Origin of the sequence: Streptomyces sp. ITFR-6 (assembly GCF_031844725.1) — a bacterium.
Taxonomy (GTDB): Bacteria; Actinomycetota; Actinomycetes; order Streptomycetales; family Streptomycetaceae; genus Streptomyces.
On the sequence record NZ_CP134612.1, the window covers coordinates 2,773,180 to 2,796,531 of the forward strand.

The following is a 23,352-nucleotide window of genomic DNA, read 5'->3' on the forward strand; positions in this document are numbered from 1 at the left end:
ACGGCGGGAGCGAGCACCGGGCGGACCCTTTTGGCGCGCGCATGCCATGCGCGGCGAGAGCCGCGACCCGGCCTGACGAGCGGCGAAGCGGTAACGGCAACACAACGAACGCGCATCGGCCTGGGACCGGCGGGACCGGATGCACACATTCCGAGACATCACCGCCCGCATATCGGACTCATTGACGGATTTTCGATGTTTCATCCAGGAATTACCCCAGGTAAAGGCAAAGGAAAAGTAATGACATACCCTATGGCTGGTCATGTATAAGTCAAGCCTCCAAAGAGCAGCTCAAGGCGGCCCGACATTCATTGACCCTGCATGAATTGCGTTGAAAAAGTCCGGGTAGCCCGTAGGTGTGCCCTGCGGAGTCCTTCGACCCTCCGGGCCAGGAGCACCATGACGATTCCCACCTCGAACGCCGCAGCCCCTCTTGAGCTGGCCAACGCGGACCCGCAGAAAACGCCGGAACCCCCGGCACTGAAGGGCGGTGACGGGCGCTCTCCGGGCAAGTTGGCCTGGCGGCGCTTCAAACGCGACCGATCCGGGGTCATTTCGGCCTATGTGGTCATCTTCTTCTTCCTGCTGGCCATCTGCGCGCCACTGATCTCCAAGGTCTACGGCAAGGACCCGTACACGACCTACGGGCAGAACCAGGACGGCCTGCTCAACGACTTCGGCTTTCCCATCAAGCCCAACGGCGGTATCAGCGGCGACTTCTGGTTCGGCATCGAGCCGCAGCTGGGCCGCGACCTCTTCACCTTCCTCATCTACGGCATCCGCAACTCGCTGTTCATCGCGGGCGTGACGACGCTCCTGGTGACCGTCCTCGGCATCGTGATCGGCGTGACCGCCGGCTATCTGGGCGGGAAGACCGACTACTTCATCGGCCGGGTCATCGACATCCTGCTGGCCTTCCCCTCGACGCTGTTCTTCATCGCTTTCTGGCCGGTACTCATCTCGGTCCTGGTCTCCCCCGAGGACGCCACCCCGGTCTGGCTGACCGTCACGAGCCTCATCCTGGTCATGACGGCCTTCGGCTGGGCGTCCATCGCCCGGCTCCTGCGCGGCGAGGTACTCGCCCTGCGCGAACGGGAGTTCGTCGAGGCCGCCAAGGTGACCGGAGCCTCACCCGCCCGGATCATCTTCAAGGAACTGCTGCCCAACCTGTGGACGCCGATCCTGATCCAGGCGACCCTCGCTCTCCCCATGTTCGTGAGCGCCGAGGCCGGACTCGCGTTCCTCGGGGTTGGACTGACGGCGAAGACACCCGACTGGGGCGTCATGCTCCAGCGCGGCGCCGACGTCTACCAGGACGACATCACCTTCATGCTCTTCCCCGGAATCTCGATGGTGGTCTTCGTCCTCGCGTTCAACCTCCTCGGCGACTCGGTCCGGGACGCTCTCGACCCGAAGACCAAGCGCTGAAGTTCCGCCCCCGGACCGGAGCGACGGGGCTCCGCCGGATCATTCGACCCTCTTCCTCTTCACCGACCAGGGCAGGTTGCCATGTCTCTCTCCCGCAGAAACTTCGTCATCGCCACATCCGTCGCGGCGGGCGGCTCGCTCGTCCTCTCCGCGTGCAGCAGTGGCGACTCGGGCGGTGGCGGTGGCAAGGGCTCGCCGGACGCCGGCGCGACCGAGTACACCGGCGCGACCGTCAAGATCGGTACCGCGGAGGACTCGAAGGGTCCCGCCGCCGAGATCGCCGGCGCCAAGAAGGGCGGGACGATCTACGGCATCTCCGAGGACGACTTCTCCCACCTCGACCCGCAGCGCATCTACTTCACGTTCAACTCCAGCGGCGCCGCGATGTTCGCCCGTGCCCTCACCGGCTACAAGGTCGACGACAAGGGCGGGATGACCCTCGTCGGTGACCTGGCCACCGACGTCGGCACGGCGTCCGCCGACAACAAGACCTGGACCTTCACCCTGAAGGACGGGCTCAAGTGGCAGGACGGCAGCGAGCTGACCGTCGAGGACGTCCGCCACGGCATCGAGCGCGCCTGGGCGCCGTTCATCACCGAGGGCGCCGCCTACGTGCAGCAGGCGCTCACCGGCAAGGGTGACTGGCGCAAGGGCTACGAGGGTCCGTACAAGGGCAAGCACCTGGACTCGCTCGTCCTCGACAAGGCCAAGAAGACGATCACCTTCAAGCTGGCCGAGCCGCGTCCGGACTTCAACTTCACCCTGGCCATGAGCTGCTACTCGGCAACGCCGGTGAAGCTGGACACCAAGGAGAAGTACGACAAGCAGCCCGTTTCCTGCGGTCCGTACATCGTCAAGCACCGCACCATCGACAAGTCGATGACGCTGACGCGCAACAAGCACTGGGACCCGGCGACGGACCCGATCCGCAACGCCTACCCGGACACCTTCGAGTTCGAGTTCGGCCCCACCTCGCTGGAGTCCGCGGACCGCTTCATCGCGGACCAGGGCAAGGACCAGCAGATGATCTCCATCTACAAGTCCGTGCCGGCCGAGCGCATGCAGAAGGTGCTCTCCGACCCCGAGCTGAAGAAGCGGACCTTCAACGGCCTGCTCACCGGCACGTACTACTACGCGATCAACTGCAAGCGCATCACCGACGTCGAGGTGCGCAAGGCGCTCAACACCGCCTGGCCGCTGGAGCAGATCCGCAAGATCTACGGCGGACCGTCCGCGGGCGACTACGCGACCACGATCCTCAGCCCCGACATCCTCGGCCGCAAGGAGTTCGACTTCTACGGCAAGCTGAAGACGCCCAAGGGTGACGCCGCGGCGGCCAAGGAGATCCTCAAGAAGGCCGGCAAGCTCGGCCAGAAGATCGTCTACACCTACCCGCAGAGCCCCACCTACGACAAGACGGCCGTCGTCGTCGAGAACGCGCTCAAGGCCGCGGGCTTCAAGCCGGTCATCAAGCCCGTCGACTCGACCTCGTACTACGACCAGATCCAGCAGGTCGACAACAGCTTCGACGTCATGTGGTTCGGCTGGTCCCCGGACTGGCCGACCGCCTACACGATGATCCAGCCGCTGTTCGACAGCGCCAACATCGGCAACGGCCAGAACAACGTCTCCCAGGTCAAGGTCGACTGGATCGACGCGGCCATCAAGAAGAACGTCGTCATCGCCGACCAGAAGGCGGCCGGTGCCGCCTGGACGGCGCTGGACAAGCGGATCATGGACGAGGTCGTCCCGGTCATCCCGGAGACCTTCCAGCGCCGGTTCTACCTGTACGGCTCCAAGGTCGGCGGCGCCATGATGGACCCGCAGTTCTCCGCGACGATCATCTACAAGACGTACGTCAAGGCCTGACGAACGGCCCCCGGGGGGCGGGCGGCTCCCGTTCCGGGAGCCGCCCGCCTCCCCTCCTCCCCCTCGGCATCCGTCAGGAAAACCCACTGCCATGCTGCGCTTTCTTCTCCGCCGTGTCGTCGGCGCCGCGGTCATTCTGCTGATCATCAGCGCCCTAGTCTTCGTCCTCTTCTACGCCGCCCCCCGTGACCCCGCCCGGGTCGCCTGCGGCAAGGTCTGCACGCCAGAGACCCTCGCGCTGGTGCGGCACAACCTGGGGATCGCCGATTCGATACCGGTGCAGTACTGGCACTGGCTGCAAGGGATCTTCGTAGGACGCGAGTACACGTCGTACGGGAACTGTCCCGCGCCCTGCCTGGGGTACTCCTTCATCAACCGCGAGCCCGTCTTCGGCACCATCGTGGACCGCTTCCCGACCACGCTCTCGCTCTCCGTCGGCAGCGCCTTCGTGTTCGTCATCTTCGGTGTCGGCGCCGGCATGCTCGCGGCCGTCAAGCAGGGCAAGCCGCTCGACAAGGTCGCGTCCTCCGCCTCGCTGATCGCCTCCTCGATGCAGATCTACATCGTCGGTGTGCTCGCCATGTACTTCCTCACCGACCAGTGGCACCTGCTGGACCGCCCCAGCTACACGCCGTTGACCGACAACCCGGGCGCGTGGTTCTCGGGGCTGCTGCTGCCCTGGCTGGTGCTCTCCGTCATCTTCACGGCCAACTACACCCGTATGGCCCGCTCCCAGCTGGTGGAGTCGATGAGCGAGGACTACGTCCGGACGGCTCGCGCCAAGGGACTCTCGCGGCGGACGGTGTTCTTCAGATTCGCCTGGCGCGGGGCCATGGGGCCCATCGTCACCATCTTCGGTCTCGACCTCGGCGTGCTCCTCGGCGGCGCGATCATCACCGAGAAGACCTTCAGCCTCCAGGGCATCGGGGCGCTCTCGGTCAAGGCGGTGTCCACCAACGACCTGCCGACGCTCCTCGGCGTGATGATGGTGGCCGCGGTCGCGATCGTGCTCCTCAACATCGTCGTGGACGCCGTCTACGCCCTCATCGACCCACGCGTCCGCCTCGCCTAGGGAGAGATCCAGTGAGCACCCCCTTCCTCTCCGTACGCGATCTGCGCGTGCACTTCTCCACCGAAGACGGCATGGTCAAGGCCGTCGACGGGCTGTCCTTCGACGTCGAGCACGGCAAGACCCTCGGCATCGTCGGTGAGTCCGGTTCCGGCAAGTCCGTCACCAACCTCTCGATCCTCGGTCTGCACCACCCCGAGCACACCGAGATCGAGGGCGAGATCCTGCTCGACGGGCAGGACCTGCTGGCCGCCTCCGAGCGGGAGCTGGAGCGCCTGCGCGGCAACAAGATGGCCATGATCTTCCAGGACGCGCTGGCCTCGCTCTCGCCGTACCACACCATCGGCAAGCAGATCGGTGAGACGTACCGCAAGCACACCGGGGCGTCCAAGCGCGAGGCGCGGGCGCGGGCCGTGGAGATGCTGACCAAGGTCGGCATCCCGCAGCCGAACCTGCGCGTCGACGACTACCCGCACCAGTTCTCCGGCGGTATGCGCCAGCGCGCGATGATCGCCATGGCGCTGGTCTGCGACCCCGCGCTGCTGGTGGCGGACGAGCCGACGACGGCCCTCGACGTGACCGTGCAGGCCCAGATCATGGACCTGCTCAAGGACCTCCAGCAGGAGACCGGCACCTCGATCATCTTCATCACCCACGACCTCGGCGTCATCGCCGACATCGCGGACGACGTGCTGGTGATGTACGGCGGCCGGTGCGTGGAGCGCGGTACGAAGAAGGAGGTGCTGCGGGCGCCCCAGCACCCGTACACCTGGGGCCTGCTGGGCTCCATGCCGAGCCTGGAGGGGCCGGTCGACGTACCGCTGTCACCGATCCCCGGTTCACCGCCCAGCCTCCTCAACCCGCCGACCGGCTGCCGCTTCCACCCCCGGTGCGCGTTCACCGAGCGGGTCGGCGGCAACCGCTGCTCGACCGAACAGCCTCCGCTGGAGCTGACCGCCGGTCGCGGGGCCGCCTGCCACCTGACGCCCGAACAGCGCGTGGAGTTCTTCGCGGACTTCGCCGGCGCGCGGACCCACTGACGTACAAGAGACGGGACTTCCCTCCTATGAGCAGCACCGATCCCCTCCTTGACGTCTCCGGACTCACCAAGTACTTCCCGATCAAGGGCGGCTTTCCGATCCGGCGGACGGTCGGCGCGGTCCAGGCCGTGGACGGACTGGACTTCTCGGTGGCCCCGGGCGAGAGCCTGGGCCTGGTCGGTGAGTCCGGCTGCGGCAAGTCGACGACGGGCCGGCTGATCACCCGGCTGCTGGAGCCGACCGGCGGCCGGATCACCTACCGCGGGCAGGACATCAGCCACGCCTCGCGCAAGCAGCTGGCCCCGATCCGGTCCGAGATCCAGATGATCTTCCAGGACCCCTACGCCTCGCTGAACCCGCGCCAGACGGTCGGCAAGATCATCACGGCGCCGATGGAGATCAACGACGTCAACCCGGCCGGCGGCCGGGAGGCCCGGGTCCGGGAGCTCCTGGAGATCGTCGGGCTCAACCCGGAGCACTACAACCGCTTCCCGCACGAGTTCTCCGGCGGCCAGCGTCAGCGCATCGGGGTGGCCCGCGCACTGGCCCTGGAGCCGAAGCTGATCGTGGCCGACGAGCCGGTCTCGGCGCTGGACGTGTCGATCCAGGCCCAGGTGGTGAACCTGCTGCAGAAGCTGCAGAAGGAACTGGGCATCGCGTTCCTCTTCATCGCCCACGACCTGGCGATCGTGCGCCACTTCTCACAGCGCGTCGCCGTCATGTACCTGGGCCGGATCGTGGAGATCGCGGACCGCGACGACCTGTACGGCAACCCCCGGCACCCGTACACCAGGGCGCTGCTCTCCGCCGTCCCCGAGGCCACCGCGGACGACGTGCCGCCCCGCGACCGCATCCGGCTGACCGGCGACGTGCCGTCCCCGGTCAACCCGCCGTCGGGCTGCCGCTTCCGCACCCGCTGCTGGAAGGCGACGGACAAGTGCGCGAGCGAGACGCCGCCGCTGGTCCGGGTCGAGGGCAGCCGGGAGGGCCACCTGACGGCCTGCCACTACCCCGAGGAGCCGGGTACGGTCCCGGCCGTCCCGAAGTCGCGTACGGAGTCCGGGGCACCGAGCGCCGGCAGGAAGAGCCCCGACCCGAAGCCGAGCCTCGGCAAGAAGACCGGCGAAGACCCCAAGGCCCGCGGCTGACACCCCTCACCGCGGCCCCGGGGAAGCCCCGTCGACGACGTGCCTGACCGGTCCGTCCGTCCGCGGGGCTTTCCCGGCCCAGGGAACCGAGCACGTCGGCCCATTGACCCGAGCCACCTGCGCGCCCGGTTTCCGGGAATACGGGAAAGGCGCCCGGAACCGATCGGTTCCGGGCGCCTTCTGCTGCCCTGGGGTCGCGAACGTGGACAGTGGGCCCTATCCATCTTGATCAGATGGCGCGTTCGAGGGCGATGACGGCACGGGCGACGGCCGCGATCCGGATGGTGCTGCAGCGGAGCCTTCACAGGGAGCGTTCAATGAACGGCGGATCCGATGATCAAGGAGACGCCAGATGAGTGACACCACCATCGAGCAGAGAGCGGGCGGCGAGCCGGGGGTTGCGGAGGCCGCGTCGGCGAGCGATGAGCAGTTGGTCGCGATGCTCGTGAGCCGGGCCCGTTCGGAAGGGCTGCAGCTGACTGGGGAGGGCGGGCTGCTTCAGCAGCTGACCAAGCGGGTCCTGGAGTCCGCGCTGGAGGGCGAGATCACCGATCACCTCGGTTACGAGAAGCACGATGCCGAAGGCCGGGGCAGTGGTAACAGCAGGAACGGGAGCCGGGCGAAGACGGTGCTGACCGACGTCGGTCCGGTCGAGGTGAAGGTCCCCCGGGACGTGACCGGCACGTTCGAGCCAGCCATTGTCAAGAAGCGGCAGCGGCGCCTGACCGGGGTGGACGAGATGGTGCTGTCGCTGTCGGCGAAGGGGCTCACGCACGGTGAGATCTCCGCGCACCTGGCCGAGGTCTATGGCGCGAGCGTGTCCAAGGCGACCATCTCTACCATCACCGACAGCGTGATGGACGGGATGGCGGAATGGGCCAGCCGCCCGCTGGACCGCGTCTATCCGGTCCTGTTCGTGGACGCCATCAACGTCAAGATCAGGGACGGGCACGTCGCCAATCGCCCGGTCTACGTCGTCATGGCCGTGACCGCCGAGGGCCACCGCGACATCTTGGGGATCTGGGCCGGTGACGGCGGCGAGGGCGCGAAGTACTGGCTGAGCGTGTTCACGGACCTGAAGAACCGGGGCCTGGAAGACGTCCTGATGCTGGTCTGCGACGGGTTGAAGGGCCTGCCCGAAGCGGTGGAAGCCGTCTGGCCCCGGACAATTGTCCAGACTTGCGTAGTTCATCTCCTGAGGAACAGCTTCCGCCACGCGGCCCGCCAGGACTGGGACAAGATCGCCAAGGCGCTCCGGCCCGTCCACACGGCCCCGAACGAAGCGGCGGCCACCGAGCGGTTCAGCGAGTTCCAGGAAACCTGGGGCAAGAAGTACCCGGCGGTCATCCGGCTCCGGGAGAACGCCTGGGCCGAGTTCGTCCCCTTCCTCTCCTTCGACGTCGAGATCCGCAAGGTCATCTGCTCGACCAACGCGATCGAGAGCGTGAACGCGCGGACCCGCAAGGCCGTTCGGGCCCGCGGGCACCTCCCCAACGAGGCCGCGGCTATGAAGTGCGTCTACATGGCGCTCATGTCCCTGGACCCGACCGGCAAGGGCCGCAAGCGCTGGACCATGCGCTGGAAGGCGCCCCTGAACGCCTTCCAGATCGCCTTCGAAGGCCGGCTCACCCCGGCTGCCTACTGACCCCAACAACACTGGATCAGCCGTTTACTGGACACTCCCTACCGGCGAGGTTAAGGGCTAGCCGACGGACCACCCCACCTGAACGTATTTGACGCTGAATTACGCTCGCTGCGCCGTCGCACACCACGGACCCCCCAGGCTCCCAAAAGGGCTCCCGAGGGGTCCGAAAGAAACGTTAAGCTCGCGTCAGGCCGCGCCGACCACGTCCTTCTCCTCCGCGAAGTGGCAGGCCGACTCGTGCGCGGCCGGTGTCGTGGAGGTCTTGAAGCGCTCGGGGATGGCCAGCAGCGGCATCTCCTCGGCGCACTTGGCCTCGGCCTTCCAGCACCGGGTGCGGAAGCGGCAGCCGGAGGGCGGGTTGGCCGGCGAGGGGACGTCCCCGGAGAGGATGATCCGCTCGCGGCCCTCGCGGGCCTCCGGGTCCGGGACCGGGACCGCCGACAGCAGCGCCTGGGTGTAAGGGTGCGTCGGGTGGTCGTAGATCTGCGTGTCCGTACCGATCTCGGCCATCTTGCCGAGGTACATGACGCCGACCCGGTCCGAGATGTGCCGGACGATCGACAGGTCGTGCGCGATGAAGAGGTAGGAGAGGTTGAACTCGTCCTGGAGCTTCTCCATCAGGTTGATGACCTGAGCCTGCACCGACACGTCGAGCGCGGAGACCGGCTCGTCGCAGATGATGATCTCGGGGTTGAGCGCGAGGCCGCGGGCGATGCCGATGCGCTGGCGCTGGCCGCCGGAGAACTGGTGCGGATAGCGGTTGATGTACTCCGGGTTGAGACCGACGACCTCCAGGAGCTCCTGGACCTTGCGCCGGCGGTCGCCCTTGGGAGCCACCTCGGGGTGGATCTCGTACGGCTCCCCGATGATGTCGCCCACCGTCATCCGCGGGTTCAGCGAGGTGTACGGGTCCTGGAACACCATCTGGATGTTGCGGCGCACCGCCTTCAGGGCACGGCCGGACAGCTTGGTGATGTCCTGGCCCTTGAAGAACACCTCGCCGGCCGTGGCCTGCTCCAGCGTCATCAGGAGCTTGGCGACGGTGGACTTGCCACAGCCGGACTCGCCCACGATGCCGAGCGTCTCGCCCGCGTAGAGGTCGAACGAGATCCCGTCCACGGCCTTTACGGCCCCGACCTGCTTCTTGAACAGGATGCCCTGGGTCAGCGGGAAGTGCTTGACCAGGTTGCGGACCTGGAGGATCGGCTCGCCCTGCGACACGGGGGCGTCGATGGCGGCTACGGCCTCCGCCTCGGTGCCCGCGTCGACCGTCTCCACTTCGGTGACGTTCGGGGTGGCGTCCACGGGCTCCTTCTTCATGTCAGCCATGGATCGTCTCCTTCCAGAAGTGGCAGGCGCTGCCGCGTCCGACCAGCTCGGCGCCGTCCTGCTCGGTCACCGGGGCCAGGGCCGGGATGTCCGTACGGCAGATGTCCTGCGCCATGGTGCAGCGCGGGTTGAAGGCACAGCCCGACGGCACGTGGAGCAGGTTGGGCGGCAGGCCCTTGATCGCGAAGAGCTCCTGGCCCTTCTGGTCAAGGCGCGGGATCGATTCCAGCAGCCCCTTGGTGTAGGGGTGCGCCGGCCGCTTGTAGATCTCGTGGACCGGGGCGGTCTCGACGATCCGGCCCGCGTACATCACGGCGATCTTGTCCGCGACGTCCGCGACGACACCCAGGTCGTGGGTGATCAGGATCAGGCCCATGTTGTACTCGCGCTGGAGCTCCGCGAGCAGGTCCATCACCTGGGCCTGCACCGTCACGTCGAGCGCGGTGGTCGGCTCGTCCGCGATGATCAGGTCCGGTTCCAGGGCCAGCGCCATGGCGATCATGATGCGCTGGCGCATACCGCCGGAGAACTGGTGCGGGTAGTCCGAGATCCGGGCCGCCGCGGCGGGGATCTTGACCTGGTCCATCAGCTCGATGGCCTTGGCCTTGGCTTCCTTCTTGGACAGGCCCTGGTGGACCCGGAACATCTCGCCCAGCTGGTAGCCGACGCTGAGGACCGGGTTCAGCGAGGAGAGCGCGTCCTGGAAGATCATCGCGATCTTCTGGCCGCGGATCTTCCGGCGCTCCTCGTAGGACATCTTGAGCATGTCCTGGCCGCGGAAGAGGATCTCGCCCTGCGGGATCCTGCCCGGCGGCATGTCGAGGATGCCCATGATGGCCTGGGCCGTCACGGACTTGCCGGAACCGGACTCACCGAGGACGGCGAGGGTCTCGCCGGCGTTCACGGTGTAGTTGACTCCGTTGACCGCCTTGGCCACACCGTCACGGGTGTGGAACTCCACGTGCAGATCACGGACGTCGAGCAGCGGGCCGACGTGGCCGTCACCCGAGCGCGGGGACGGGACTTCGGCGGTCTTGTCGATGGTGGTCACGTGCACCCTCCTTATCGCGACTTGGGATCGAGGGCGTTACGGACGGCTTCGCCGAGCATGATGAACGCCAGAACGGTGATGCTGAGCATGATCGACGGGTACAGCAGGATGTGCTGCGCGACGCGGATCTGGTTGGCGCCACCGGAGATGTCCATACCCCAGGAGATGGTCGGGTCGGCAAGGCCGAGACCCAGGTAGGACAGCGTCGCCTCGGCCGAGATGTAGACGCCGAGCGAGATCGTCGCGACCACGATCACCGGGGCCATGGCGTTGGGCAGGATGTGCCGGAAGAGAATCCGATTGGTTCCCGCGCCGAGCGCCCTGGCTGCCTGCACGTAGTCCGACTGCTTGATGACGATCACCGCGCCACGCATGACACGCGCGATCTGGGTCCAGCCGAGGAACGCCAGGGCGAAGATCACGACCAAGACGCTTCGGTCGGAGAACGCCTGGAGCACCACCATGGCGCCGAGCAGGAACGGGATCCCGAGGAAGACGTTGGTGAAGAAGCCGGAGAGCAGCGCGTCCACCCAACCACCGAAGTAGCCGGCGAGCATGCCGACCAGTCCGCCGAACAGCGTCACCAGAACCGTGACACAGACGCCGACAGTGATCGAGGCACGGGTGCCGTAGATGAGGCGCGCGTAGACGCTGTGGCCCTGGACGTCGTAGCCGAGCCAGCCCTCGGAGCCGATCTTGCTCAGCTCGGGCTTGCCCAGGTAGTGGTTCACCAGGTCAGTGCTCGTGGGCGAAGCGCTGGTGAACAGGCCGGGGAAGAAGACCATCACGAGCAGGATGAAGATCAGCACCGATGAGATGATGAAGTACCAGTTGGAACGCAGGTCCCGCCAGGCGTCGCCCCACAGGCTGCGGGCCTTCTCGGCCTTGACTACCGCCGAGGGGTCCGCGAGGGGCGCCTTGGCGTCCTCGGGCGCGGGAGCGGTCTTGGTCACGTCAGGCATAACGGATCCTCGGGTCCAGGACCGCGTACAGCAGGTCGACGATGAGGCTCATGAGGAGGTAGACGAGCACCAGGATGGTGACGAGGCCGACGAGCGTCGTGCCCTCGCGCTTCTGGATCGACTCGTAGATCGTGCCGCCGACGCCCTTCACGTTGAACAGGCCCTCGGTGACGACCGCGCCGCCCATCAGGGCACCGAGGTCGGTGCCGAGGAAGGTGATCACGGGGATCAGCGAGTTGCGCATCAGGTGCACACCGACGATGCGCCGCTTGGGAAGACCCTTGGCGATGGCGGTGCGCATGTAGTCCGAGCGCAGGTTCTCGGCCATCGTCGTACGCGTGAGCCGCGCGACATAGGCGAGCGAGAGTGATCCCAGCACGATGGCTGGTGCCAGCAGTTCGCTCCATTTCGCCTCACCGGACACGTTCGGATCTATCCAGCCGAGCTGGAAGGCGAACACCGCCTTGATGATGAAGCCGAGCACGAACACCGGGATCGAGATGATCAGCAGGGTGAAGACCAGGACCACGTTGTCGGTGAGCCGGCCGGCCCGCAGACCGGCGATCGTCCCGAGGCCGATGCCCACGACGATCTCAAGGACGAACGCCATGCCGGCCAGCCGGAGGGTGACGGGGAACGCGTCGCCGAGGACGTCCGTGACGGGACGTCCGCTGGCTATCTGATCGCCGAAATCGAAATGCAGGACGATGCCTGTCATGTAATTCCAGTACTGCTGCAGGATCGGCAGATCAAGGCCCTTTTCATGGCGAAGTCTCGCCAGTGTGGCCGGATCGACACCCTTGTCCCCGAAGAGCCCGCGCACGGGGTCGCCGGGCAGCGTGTAGACCATCAGGAAGATCAGCAGCGTTGTCCCGAGGAAGACCGGGATCATCTGGAGCAGTCGTCGTGCGACATAGCGCCCCATCATGCCTCCATGTAATAGGCAAGCAGCAGCCAACGGGCCCTCCCCCGCACCCGATTCCCCCCCTGAGGGTTCGTCGGATGCGTGGAAGGGCCCCCCGGCCACGGCGTGCGGACAGGCGCGGACCGTCTTTCAGCAGTCCCGCGCCCGCGCGCGGACTACGTCGGTGTGGTTACTTCTTGACTTCGATCTTGGTCAGGATCGGGTCGCCGTCCTGCGCGTAATCGACGTTCTGGACCTTCTCGGAGTAACCGGCGTTGACCTTGTAGTACCAGAGCGGGATGGAGGGCATGTAGTTCACCAGCTCCTTCTCGATCTTCTGGTAGGCCGCGACGGAGTCGTCGAGGGAAGCCGCGGAGTCAGCCTTCTTGATCTCCGCGTCAAGGCCCTTGTTGGAGAAGTCACCCTGGTTACCGGCCGCGCCTGTACGGAACAGGTCCGAGATGAAGTTCGCGTTCACCGGGTAGTCGAGCACCCAGCCGGAGCGGTACAGGGACTTGACCTCCTTGGCGTCACGCGCGTTCGTGTCGGCCTGGAAGTCGGCCTTCGAGTCAGTGGTGCACGCGACTCCGGTGGACTGCTTGATGCTGTTGCAGACCGCCTCGACCCATTCCTTGTGGCCGCCGTCGGCGTTGAACTGGATCGAGATCTTGTTACCAGGAACGCCGCCGCCTTCCTTGATGAGCTTCTTGGCCTTCGCGGGGTCGTACTTGGTGACGTCGCCCGCGGCGTCCTTCTGGTAACCGAGAACACCCTGTGCGACCCAGCCGGTGGCCGGCTCGCGCGTGCCCTGGAGCACGGTCTTGGTGATCGTGTCGCGGTCGATGCCCATCGACAGGCCCTGGAGGACCTTCGGGTCGATGTTCTTGAACTGCTTGGTGTAGAAGGCGACAGCGATCGTCTGGATCGACGAGTACGGCTTGTCCACCGCGCGGTCACCGAGGTCGGAACGGTAGACCGGGAGGTCCTTCGGGCCGATCTGACGCAGGACGTCGACGTTGCCCGACTTCAGGTCCTCGTAGGCGGTTTCGAGGGTGGTGTAGTTCTTGAAGATCACACCACCGTTCTTCGCCTTGTCGGCACCCTTGTAGTCGTCGTTGCGGACGACCTTGATCTGCTTCTTGTGGTCCCAGCTGACGAACTTGTACGCGCCGTTGCCGACCGGCTTCTCGCCGGCGGCCTTCGGGTCCGCGTAGAAGGACTCGGGCAGCGGGGAGAAGACCGTGTAGCCGAGCTTGTAAGAGAAGTACGGCAGCGGCGAGTTCAGCTCGATGGTGAACGTGTAGTCGTCCACCTTCTTCAGACCGGACATGGCGTCCGACTTCGGCTTGGCCTTGGCGTCATCGGGGTGGACGTCGGAGAAGCCCTTGATGTCACCGAACCAGGACGCGTTGGTCTGGTTGCTCTTGATGTTCGCGGCCCAGTTCCAGGCCTTGATGTACGACTCGGCCGTGACCGGGGTCCCGTCGTGGAACTTCCAGTCCTTCTTGAGCTTGACCGTCCAGAGCTTGCTGTCCTTGGTGTCGACAGACTCGGCGTTGATCATCTCAAGCTTGCCGGACGGGTCGTAGTCGACCAGCTGCGAGAAGATCGAGTCGGTGACGATGCTGCCGTTCGACTCCATCGTGTTGGCCGGCTGCAGCGGGTTCTGCGGCTCACCGACCTCGACGGAGAAGATGCCGTCAGCGTTGACAGCTCCCTTGGAGCCGCCCTTGCCCTTGTCGGCGTCGTCGTCCCCGCCGCCGCAAGCGGTCGCAGCCAGGGCGATGATGGCCGCTCCCGCGACCCACTTGGCGCTCTTGGCACCACGCATGGGTTCCTCCTCATGAGTCCACTTTTGACTACAAGAAGGGCACTGGATTGATACACCGACACCCCTGACGGTGATCGTTTCAGTGCCCTGAGTGTGCTCGTGAGTCGGCACTCCCCACAGTGCGTGACCCATTGACCCGAGCTCAATGGAGCCAACTATTAAGTACGACTGGGCTGTAAACCACACTTAAAGGGTCTCGTTTTGACAACATCCCCGGGCCACGTGGATCAAAATACGGACAAAATGACCCCAGACAGACACACCCGAAACGGACTGTTAACGCATGTTCCGGAGAGCGACGCCCGATATCCGGACGGATGGTCCACAAAATCGGGTTGACCTCGCGGCCTCGTAAGCCCGTCCCGCACCCGGCGAATCACGGAGTGGCGGCGCGGCCGGCCGGCAGCCTGAAGCGGACTCCGGCCCGCCGGTTACAGACGGTTCCAGCGTAAGCCAATAGGCGGGCGCGCATGGCTTGTTCACGTCCGTCACGGGCCGTACGGCGGTCGTGCGCACGACGGCCACCGGGGCCGCCACGCGACCGGCCACGGCAAAGGGGCCCGGCACCGCGTGGTGAGCGGTGCCGGGCCCCTTCTGGCGTGCCGTGAGGGCCGTGCGCCTGAGCCGCGCCTGTGCCCCTGTGCCGTCCCGGCGGGCCTCCGGGCGGGCGGCGGGGTCAGGTCAGCGCTTGGCGCGCGACGCGGAGCGGCCGCGCTCCTTCTGGTCCAGGACGACCTTGCGGATACGCACGGTCTCCGGGGTCACCTCGATGCACTCGTCGTCGCGGCAGAACTCCAGGGACTGCTCCAGCGACAGCTTGCGCGCGGGCACCACGTTCTCCGTGGTGTCCGCGGAAGCCGCACGCATGTTGGTGAGCTTCTTCTCCTTGGTGATGTTCACGTCCATGTCGTCGGAGCGCGAGTTCTCACCGATGATCATGCCCTCGTAGACCTCCGTGGTGGCCTCGGTGAAGATGACACCGCGCTCCTGGAGGTTGACCATCGCGAACGGCGTCACGACGCCCGCGCGGTCCGCGACCAGCGAGCCGTTGTGACGGGTACGCAGGTCACCGAACCACGGCTCGTGGCCCTCGAAGAGGGAGTGCGCGATGCCGGTGCCGCGGGTCTGGGTCAGGAACTCCGTACGGAAGCCGATGAGGCCGCGGGACGGGACGATCCACTCCATGCGGACCCAGCCAGAACCGTGGTTCGTCATCGTCTCCATGCGGCCCTTGCGGGTCGCCATGAGCTGCGTGATCGCGCCGAGGTGCTCCTCGGGCGAGTCGATGGTCATGCGCTCGATGGGCTCGTACGTCTTGCCCTCGACCTGCTTGGTGACGACCTGCGGCTTGCCGACCGTCAGCTCGAAGCCCTCACGGCGCATGGTCTCGATGAGGATCGCCAGCGCGAGCTCACCACGGCCCTGGACCTCCCAGGCGTCGGGGCGCTCGGTGTCCAGGACGCGCAGCGAGACGTTACCGACCAGCTCGCGGTCCAGACGGTCCTTGATCTGACGGGCGGTGACCTTGTGGCCCTTGCCGCCCTTGCCGACCAGCGGCGAGGTGTTCGCACCGATGGTCATCGAGATGGCGGGCTCGTCGACCGTGATCAGCGGCAGCGCGACCGGGTTCTCGGGGTCGGCCAGGGTCTCGCCGATCATGATGTCCGGGATACCGGCGATCGCGCAGATGTCGCCGGGGCCGGCCTTCTCCGCGGGCTTGCGGGTGAGCGCCTCGGTCATCAGCAGCTCGGTGATGCGCACATTGGAGATCGTGCCGTCGCGCTTGATCCACGCGACGGTCTGGCCCTTGCGCAGCTCGCCCTGCTCGACACGGCAGAGCGCGATACGGCCGAGGAAGTTGTCGGCGTCCAGGTTGGTGACGTGGGCCTGGAGGGGGGCGTCCTCGTCGTACTCCGGGGCCGGGACCGCCGAGAGGATGGTGCTGAAGAACGGCTCCAGGCTGTCGCTGTCCGGCGGGACGGAACCGTCCTCCGGCTTGGTCAGCGACGCGACGCCGTCACGGGCGCAGGCGTAGACGATCGGGAACTCGATCTGGTCCTCGTCGGCGTCCAGGTCCAGGAAGAGGTCGTACGTCTCGTCGATGACCTCGGCGATCCGGGAGTCCGGGCGGTCCGTCTTGTTGATGCAGAGGATGACCGGCAGCTTGGCGGTCAGGGCCTTGCGGAGTACGAAGCGGGTCTGCGGGAGCGGACCCTCGGACGCGTCGACCAGCAGGACGACCGCGTCCACCATCGACAGGCCGCGCTCGACCTCGCCACCGAAGTCGGCGTGGCCGGGGGTGTCGATGATGTTGATGGTGATGACGTCGCCGCCATCCTTGGGGTGGTACTTGACGGCCGTGTTCTTGGCCAGGATCGTGATGCCCTTCTCACGCTCCAGGTCGTTCGAGTCCATCATGCGTTCGTCGAGGTTCTCGGCGGCGTGCGCGGCGAAGGCGCCGGCCTGCCTGAGCATGGCGTCGACCAGCGTGGTCTTGCCGTGGTCGACGTGGGCGACGATGGCTACGTTACGGATGTCGTGGCGCGTGGGCATGGGTGGCTTGCGCTTCTCTCGGATCGGGGATTCAGGCGTCTTAGTCGGTCTTGAGTCCTCGTACGCCCGCCGGGCGGACGCGCCACGGCTAGTCCCATGGTACGGGCCGGGCGCGCCTCCGGCTCCCCGGGCAGTCCTAGCCGTGACAGGACAGGCGCTCGGCCTCGTGTGCGGGGGCCGAGGTCCCCTTGGTCAGGGGCTCATCGCAGTTGAGCGTCCCCTCGCCGTCCACGATCCATGTCAACACGTGCCCGGTGGTCGGTTCCCGGCCCTCGCCGCTTCCGCAGGCGTACCGGAAATCTGCTTCGACCAGCTTGACGAAGCTGTAGCTCACCAGGCGGGCGGCCAGTCCGCTGAACTCTCCGCCCCCCTCGGCAAGGGGCGCGTACGCCCCCGGCTCGCCCAGTCCCGACCAGCCCGACGTGTCATCCAGTTCCTCCCCCTTCTCCGTGAGGCCGAGGCGCGTGTCAAGGGCGAAGAAGACGGCGTGCGGGTCCAGCGCTGGACCGTCGGACTCCAGGGACGCCCGGTCCGTGCGCAGCCGCCGCATCGGCGCGGTCAGCTTGGTGGGCTCGGCGGTGACGCGCTGCACCTCAGTGACTCCGTTGAGTACGTCGTGCTTCTGCAGGTTGAACCACGTGTACGTGCCGCCCTCGCAGGCCCGCTGCTGGGAGGCGGCGACCTGTTCCGCGCCGGCCTGCCCGGCCGTCGGCGCACCGGCCTGCTCCGGTTTCCGGCTCGTGTTCCGGTCGTCCGGCGTCGAGCCGCAGCCGCTCGTGCCCGCGAGGATTCCCGCGACGAGCACTGCCGTCGCGTAGCCAAGAGCCCGCGTCCGCTTCATGTTCACGCCCCCATGATCATCTCTTCCGGCGGAGTTCACCGCCGGTTATGACCACGATCCCCGGGGCGGACTGCGCGGACGCGGGACTTGAGCAACTTCAGAGGTGGGGCTCCGAAGCCGCGGCCCCGAGGCGGGGCTCGGAGCGGGACTCCGCGGCAGGATCTACGGGGTTGGGGCCCCGGAACCCGCCGGGCGGAGCGGCTGCCCGGGTCAGCGGGTGCACACAGCCTTGCCCGCCGGCAGGCCGGCGGGCAAGGGAATTGAGCCAGTTCTGAGCTTTCGGAACTCTGCGCTGACCTGCTATTTCCTGGGTGCGGCGGGGGCGCCGGCCGCCTGCGGCTTCTTGAAGCCGATGTCCTGGTAGTGGGGCACTCCGAAGCCGAAGGCGCCGACGTTGACCAGCTTCTTGTCGGTCGCGACGAGCTGCGGACGCTGGTAGAGCGGAATCGATCCCGCCGCGGCCCAGATCCGGGCGTCGGCCTGCTTCATCAGCTTCGTGGCCGCGCTCTCGTCGAGTTCCCCGGCCGCCTGGTCGAAGAGCTGGTCGATGTGGTCGGAGCCGACGCGGCTGTAGTTCTGCTCGACGAGCAGCGAGCCGTCGGTGGCCGGTACCGGCTTGGCGAAGATCGGGCGGTCGTCGGTGGCCGGATAGGCGGTCGCGGGCCAGGAGTAGAGCGCCAGGTCGTAGTCACCGGAGGCGACGTGGTCCCGGAAGTAGCTCTCGTCGGAGACCTTGGTGATCTCGGTACGGATGCCGATCGTGTCGAGCATCGCCGCGATCTTGTCCCCGACGGTGCGCAGCGACTCGGAGTCGGGCCCCGAGGGCAGGACGAACCTCAGGGACAGCGGCTTGCCGTTCTTCCCGAGCGGGCCGCGGGCCGCGTCGGGCGCCTGGGCGGGCGCCGCGGTGCCGACCGGTGCGTAGGCTCCGGCGGCGCCACCGGGCTGCCGGTCCTGGGCGGTGATCCTGGCCGGGGCGTCCTCAGAGGTGCCCGTCTCGCCCAGGCGTCCGGCCTGGCGCAGCAGCGCGGCGCTCTGCACGGCGGCGGCGGGGGCCGGGGCGATGACGCGGGTGACGGCGCCCTCGGCCTCACCGGGCTTGCTGTCGTCGCCGACGATGTACAGGCCGTCATCCTTGGCGGGCTCGCGACCGGCGGCGTCGTCCTTCTTGCCGTCGTCCTTCTTTCCCTCTGCCTTTTCCTTTTCCTGTTCCTTGGCAGCCTTCTCGTCCGCAGCCTTCTTGTCCTCGGCCGCCTTCTTGTCGGCCTCTGCCTTCTTGTCCGTCTGCTTCTCGCCCTGGCTGCCCGCCTTGGTGCCATCCGTCTTCTTGAGGGCGCCCTCCTGCGTCCAGCCCGCGTCGGCCAGCAGCGCCTGGGCCTCCTTGGTGTCCTGACCGCCGAGTGCGCCGCTGCTGTCCTTGTAACCGGGCTGTCCGGCGAGAGCCAGGTGGCTGCCGAGCGGGGCCGCGGGCAGGCCGAGGGGCTTGAGTACGGTGTCGACGAGCTGCTGGCGGTCCAGGGCGCGGGCCACGGCCCGGCGTACCCGGTCGTCCGCGAGCGGCCCGGTCTCGCCGTTCAGGGCCAGCTGGGTGTAGGCGGGTTCCAGGGACTTGCGGACCACGTAGCCGCGCAGATCGTTCTGCTCGGTGGCGTACGCCTCGGCCGCCCGCGCCTGCTCGTCCCTGGCCGCCTGTGCCTCCGCGGCCGCGTCCTCGTCGGAGCCGTGCGCCAGTGCCCAGGACCGCAGGGCGGCGGCCGGGGTGGTCCCGGAGCCGGGGCCGTGGCCGGCCGGCCCGCTGTTGCCGGCGTCGCGGGCGGCCTGGGCGATGCGGTGGGCCGCCGCCGGGTCGATGTCCGCGACGTCGATCTTTCCCTCGGTGAGCGCCTCTGTACGGTCCTGCGGCTTGACCGCCTTGAAGACCAGCGAGTCGAGCTTGGCGGGACTGCCCCACCAGCGCGGGTCGCGGGTCAGCGTGACGGAGCCCGTCTCCTTGTCCACGTCGCGCAGCCGGAAGGGTCCCGCGGTCGCCTTGATCGTGGACCGCGCCCCGTCGTTGAAGGCGTCCGGGGAGCCCGTCACCTGCTTCGGGTACAGCGGCGAGAAGAGGGAACGCCAGTCCGCGTACGGCTTGGCGAAGGTGACCTTGACCTCCAGGTCGTCGGCGCCGCGCTCGATCTTCTCGATGCGCTCGTAGCCGGCGTTGCGGGCCGTCCAGAACGCGGAGTCCTTGCCGCTCAGCGCCCGCCACTGCGCGACGAAGTCCGGTGCCCCGATCTCCCGGCCGTCGCTCCAGACCGCTTGCTGGTTGAGCCGGTAGAGCACCACCTGCCGGGGCTCGTTCTCGACGACCTTCGCGGATTCCAGGTAGTCCGGGTTCAGCTGCGGACGGCCCTTGGCGTCCAGCGGGAAGAGCGTCGGCAGGAGGGCGCCGGTGATCCGGCCGGTGGCGCTGTCGGCATCCGCCTGGAAGGCGTTGAGGGTGGCGGGCATCGCGTCGATCGCCCAGTTGACCGTGCCGCCGTCCGCGACCTGGGTGCGGGCCGCGGGCGCGACGTCCTGCGGGACGACGGGGGTGGGCGCCTCCTCCTTGCCGGAGCTGCAGCCGGCCAGCACGGGGATCGTGAGCACTCCCGTGGTCAGGAGCGCGAGCGAGCGGCGCTTTCGGGCTGCCCCGCGCGGGACGCCGACGTGGGACATGGCTGATACCTCCGGAGACGGCCCGGACCACCCGTAACCGAATGGACCGGATTATGCGTGTTTGGTGGCATTTGCAGTTGATCACACTGGTTCCGTTCATCCACTGAAAGCGCTCACGCGCGAGGGGCGCCGCAGACACGGCGCAGCCGGGCCGAAGCTCACCCGTGCGGCGGAACCGGACACTGGCCTGAATCCGCCGGTCCAGGGATCGGGACAGATTTGATTAGCATGCTCATGTCAATTTCTGACTGCGGAAGTGCGACCGAGGCCCCGCCGGGATCCGGCGGCGGGACCCGTCGTCCTGAGGGGTCCCGCCGCGCGGGCGGTCAGCCCAGGAGCTTGATGATGGCGTCGGTGGTGCCGGTCTCACCGAGGCGCGGGAAGATCCGCTCGATGCTGTTGTCGTGGACCTCGGCACTCATGTCGGTCACCGCGTCCGTGGCGACGGTGACGTTATAGCCGTGCTCGTACGCGGAGCGGGCGGTGGACTCGACGCCGATGCTCGTCGCGATCCCGGCCACCACGACCTGGGTCACGCCGCGCCGGCGCAGCTGAAGGTCGAGGTCGGTGCCGTAGAAGGCGCCCCAGGTCAGCTTGGTGACGACGATGTCGCCCTCCTGCGGGCCGAGCTCGGGGACGATGTCGGCCCAGTCGGCGGCGGGCTGACCGGAGCGGGCGGGGCCCTCGGTGCGGCCGGGGGCGCCGCCGGTGACGCGGACCAGGACGACCGCGAGGCCCTTGGCCCGGAACGCGTCGGCGAGGGTCGCGGCGTGTGCGACGACATCGGCGCTGGGGTGGGCGGTGGGCAGACCGGTGATGCCCTTCTGGAGGTCGACGACGACCAGCGCGGTCTTCGGGTCGAGAGTGGTGGCGCTCATGGTGGTGCTCCTTGCTGAGTGGTGCGGAACGGTTGTCAGGTACGGCCGCGCAGGGCGCGGTCGGTGACGGTCAGAACGATGAGGAGGACCCCCAGTACGGCGGCGACGCCGGCCATCAGGTGCAGGCCCCGGTCGCCGGCGGACTGGCCGTACGCGAGGGCGATCAGGCTGGACGCGGTGATGGCCCCGATGTACTGGGCGGTGCGCTGGAGGCCTGCGGCGGAACCGATCGACTCGGCGGGGGCGTAGGCCTGGACGGCGGCCTGGTTGCTCGTACCGATCAGCCCCTGCGGGATGCCGAAGCAGGCCCCGGCGAGCAGCAGAACGGCGAGCGGGGTGTCCCCGGACAGGAACATCAGCAGGCCCGCCCCGGCGGTGAGCAGTACGCAGGCCAGAGTGAGCGGGCCACGGATGCCCTTCGTGCGGGCGCCGAGCAGGGAGCAGACGAGCGCGGCGACGGACATCGGCAGCATCAGCAGACCGGTGTGCCCGGACGAATAGCCACGGGCTTCCTCCAGCCACTGGGTGTATCCGTACATCACGCAGTAGATCAGCAGATAGCTGACTCCGTGCCGCAGGTACGTCCGCGAGAGGGCGGCGTTTCCCGCCAGCATCCGGAGGTCGATGAAGGGGTTCGGGCGTCGCAGCTGCCACCGCACCAGCGCCGCGCCGAGCACCGCGAAGGGCGCGAGGAGCCACCACATCGGGTGGGCGAGGTCGAGCAGGAAGAAGACGAGCACGGTCAGGGCGGCAGTGAAGAGCGCGATGCCGAGCGGGTCCAGGTCGAGCCGTGGCGTACTGCCGTCGGCGGCCCGTCGGCGCGGCGGGTCCGCCGGGATCCAGAGCAGGGCGGCGCCGAAGGCGATGAGCGCGACGGGCACGTTGACGGCGAAGATGCCGCGCCAGCCGACGACCATGACGAGCAGCCCGCCGAGCGTGGGGCCGACGGCCGCGCTGCCGAGCGCCGCGAAGGAGAGCCGGGCCAGGACGGAACGCGGGGTGGCCCGGCCGATCCGGGCGGACTCGTCGCGCAGCACCGCCATGGCGGCCGGATAGGCGGCCGACGTACCGATACCGAGCAGCAGCCGGGACACGATCAGCCAGCCGAAGCTCGGCGCCACCGTCCCGACCAGGCCGGACGCGATGACGACGAGCAGTCCGACGAGGAAGACGCGGCGGGGGCCGAGCACGTCGGCGAGTTTGCCCAGTACGGGCTGGGCCACCGCGCTCGCGAGGTACAGGACGGAGATCAGCCATGCGGTGTCGGCCGCGCCGATGTCGAAGTGGTGCCCGATCGCCACCAGGGCCGTGGAGATCATGGTGGTGTTGAGCGGGTTGAGCAGCGAGCCGATCAGCAGCGGGGCGGTGAGCCGGCCACTGAACCCGGGCACGTCGTCCCGCGCCTCCTGTCCGGGTCCGGGCGCCGGTGCGGGGGCGGACGCGGGTACATGTGGCGACGCGGGGGCAGGTGCCGGTGCGGGGGCGTGTGGCGGCTGGGGTATCGCTGATGCCGGGGGTATCGCGGGGACGGGGTCGCGGCCGGTCATGAACCGACCAGGCGGTCGAGGAGGGCCGTCGCCTCGGCCACGGTGCGGCGCTCGGCCCCGTCGAGTTCGGCGGCGATGGCCTCGGCGAGCCAGTTGCGCTTCGCGACCCGGACCTGGGCGAGCGTCGTGCGTCCGTCGCCGGTGATCGACATGACCGACTTGCGCCCGTCGTCCGGATCGGGCGCCCGCTCGACGAGCCCCTGCTCCTCCAGCGCGCCCAGGGTGAGCCGCATGGACTGCGGGCGTACGAACTCGGCGCGGGCCAGTGCCGCCGTGGTGGCCGGGCCCCCGTCCTCCAGCCGGGCCAGCACCGATCGCTGGGTCGGCGTGAGCAGGCTCTCCGAGGACGACGAACGCAGTCGCCGCAGCAGTCTGCCGACAACGCCGGCGAGGTCGTTCGCGACCTGCTCGGCCGTGGGATCGACGGGGGTGGCGGCGGGCGGTTGCGTCATGTGCCCACCGTAAAGATGTACAGGCCATCTTGCAAGGTTGCCTGTCGATTGTGGGATGGCCTTGCTCCCGTCCGGCCCGCGATCTAGGGTGAATGCGCTTTCAAAAGG

17 protein-coding genes are annotated in these 23,352 nt (G+C 67.8%); 6 read left to right on the forward strand and 11 right to left on the reverse strand.

All coding sequences use genetic code 11. The features are described 5' to 3' along the window. The first annotated feature begins 399 nt into the window (after positions 1-399). The 6 genes from RLT59_RS12300 (at position 400) to RLT59_RS12325 (ending at position 8,199) form a co-directional block, all read left to right on the forward strand. The gene (locus RLT59_RS12300; protein ID WP_311303441.1) at positions 400-1,428 is read left to right on the forward strand and encodes an ABC transporter permease; all 1,029 of its coding nucleotides are present in this window, start codon (positions 400-402) and stop codon (positions 1,426-1,428) included. 81 nt (positions 1,429-1,509) lie between these two features. Next, the gene (locus RLT59_RS12305; protein ID WP_311303442.1) at positions 1,510-3,297 is read left to right on the forward strand and encodes an ABC transporter substrate-binding protein; all 1,788 of its coding nucleotides are present in this window, start codon (positions 1,510-1,512) and stop codon (positions 3,295-3,297) included. A gap of 91 nt (positions 3,298-3,388) precedes the next feature. Beyond that, positions 3,389-4,369 (forward strand): ABC transporter permease, encoded by a 981-nt coding sequence (locus RLT59_RS12310; RefSeq protein WP_311303443.1) that lies wholly within the window; start codon positions 3,389-3,391, stop codon positions 4,367-4,369. A 71-nt stretch (positions 4,370-4,440) separates the two neighbouring features. Beyond that, positions 4,441-5,406, forward strand: coding sequence for an ABC transporter ATP-binding protein (locus RLT59_RS12315; RefSeq protein WP_311307699.1), 966 nt, complete (start codon positions 4,441-4,443; stop codon positions 5,404-5,406). 26 nt (positions 5,407-5,432) lie between these two features. Further along, entirely contained in the window at positions 5,433-6,554 is a 1,122-nt protein-coding gene (locus RLT59_RS12320) for an ABC transporter ATP-binding protein (RefSeq protein ID WP_311303444.1), read from the forward strand. 439 nt (positions 6,555-6,993) lie between these two features. Continuing rightward, positions 6,994-8,199: an IS256 family transposase gene (locus RLT59_RS12325; protein WP_311307700.1), complete on the forward strand. Its 1,206-nt coding sequence runs from the start codon at positions 6,994-6,996 to the stop codon at positions 8,197-8,199. Positions 8,200-8,385: 186 nt separating this feature from the next. Here the strand turns inward: RLT59_RS12325 and RLT59_RS12330 are convergent, their stop codons facing one another. The 11 genes from RLT59_RS12330 to RLT59_RS12380 form a co-directional block, all read right to left on the reverse strand. Further along, positions 8,386-9,528: an ABC transporter ATP-binding protein gene (locus RLT59_RS12330; RefSeq protein WP_311303445.1), complete on the reverse strand. Its 1,143-nt coding sequence runs from the start codon at positions 9,526-9,528 to the stop codon at positions 8,386-8,388. Beyond that, positions 9,521-10,579 (reverse strand): ABC transporter ATP-binding protein, encoded by a 1,059-nt coding sequence (locus tag RLT59_RS12335; RefSeq protein ID WP_311303446.1) that lies wholly within the window; start codon positions 10,577-10,579, stop codon positions 9,521-9,523. The genes RLT59_RS12330 and RLT59_RS12335 overlap by 8 nt, the downstream gene beginning before the upstream one ends. Before the next feature lie 11 nt (positions 10,580-10,590). Continuing rightward, positions 10,591-11,541 carry an ABC transporter permease gene (locus RLT59_RS12340; protein ID WP_311303447.1) on the reverse strand — a complete coding sequence of 317 codons (951 nt, stop codon included), beginning with the start codon at positions 11,539-11,541 and terminating at the stop codon, positions 10,591-10,593. Beyond that, positions 11,534-12,466: an ABC transporter permease gene (locus RLT59_RS12345; protein ID WP_311307701.1), complete on the reverse strand. Its 933-nt coding sequence runs from the start codon at positions 12,464-12,466 to the stop codon at positions 11,534-11,536. Before RLT59_RS12345 ends, RLT59_RS12340 begins: the two co-directional genes overlap by 8 nt. 169 nt (positions 12,467-12,635) lie before the next feature. Further along, a complete protein-coding gene (locus RLT59_RS12350; protein ID WP_311303448.1) occupies positions 12,636-14,276 on the reverse strand; it encodes a peptide ABC transporter substrate-binding protein in 1,641 nt (546 codons plus the stop codon). Between the two features lie 681 nt (positions 14,277-14,957). Further along, positions 14,958-16,829: a translational GTPase TypA gene (typA, locus tag RLT59_RS12355; protein ID WP_311303449.1), complete on the reverse strand. Its 1,872-nt coding sequence runs from the start codon at positions 16,827-16,829 to the stop codon at positions 14,958-14,960. Between the two features lie 136 nt (positions 16,830-16,965). Then, positions 16,966-17,670: a hypothetical protein gene (locus tag RLT59_RS12360; protein WP_311307702.1), complete on the reverse strand. Its 705-nt coding sequence runs from the start codon at positions 17,668-17,670 to the stop codon at positions 16,966-16,968. 300 nt (positions 17,671-17,970) lie between these two features. Continuing rightward, a complete protein-coding gene (locus RLT59_RS12365; RefSeq protein ID WP_311303450.1) occupies positions 17,971-20,367 on the reverse strand; it encodes an ABC transporter family substrate-binding protein in 2,397 nt (798 codons plus the stop codon). A gap of 326 nt (positions 20,368-20,693) precedes the next feature. Further along, on the reverse strand, positions 20,694-21,245 hold the full coding sequence (locus RLT59_RS12370; protein ID WP_311303451.1) for an isochorismatase family protein: 552 nt from the start codon (positions 21,243-21,245) through the stop codon (positions 20,694-20,696). A gap of 35 nt (positions 21,246-21,280) precedes the next feature. After that, the gene (locus RLT59_RS12375) at positions 21,281-22,792 is read right to left on the reverse strand and encodes an MFS transporter (protein WP_399125288.1); all 1,512 of its coding nucleotides are present in this window, start codon (positions 22,790-22,792) and stop codon (positions 21,281-21,283) included. Then, a complete protein-coding gene (locus RLT59_RS12380) occupies positions 22,789-23,244 on the reverse strand; it encodes a MarR family winged helix-turn-helix transcriptional regulator (RefSeq protein WP_311303453.1) in 456 nt (151 codons plus the stop codon). Before RLT59_RS12380 ends, RLT59_RS12375 begins: the two co-directional genes overlap by 4 nt. Positions 23,245-23,352: the final 108 nt, after the last annotated feature.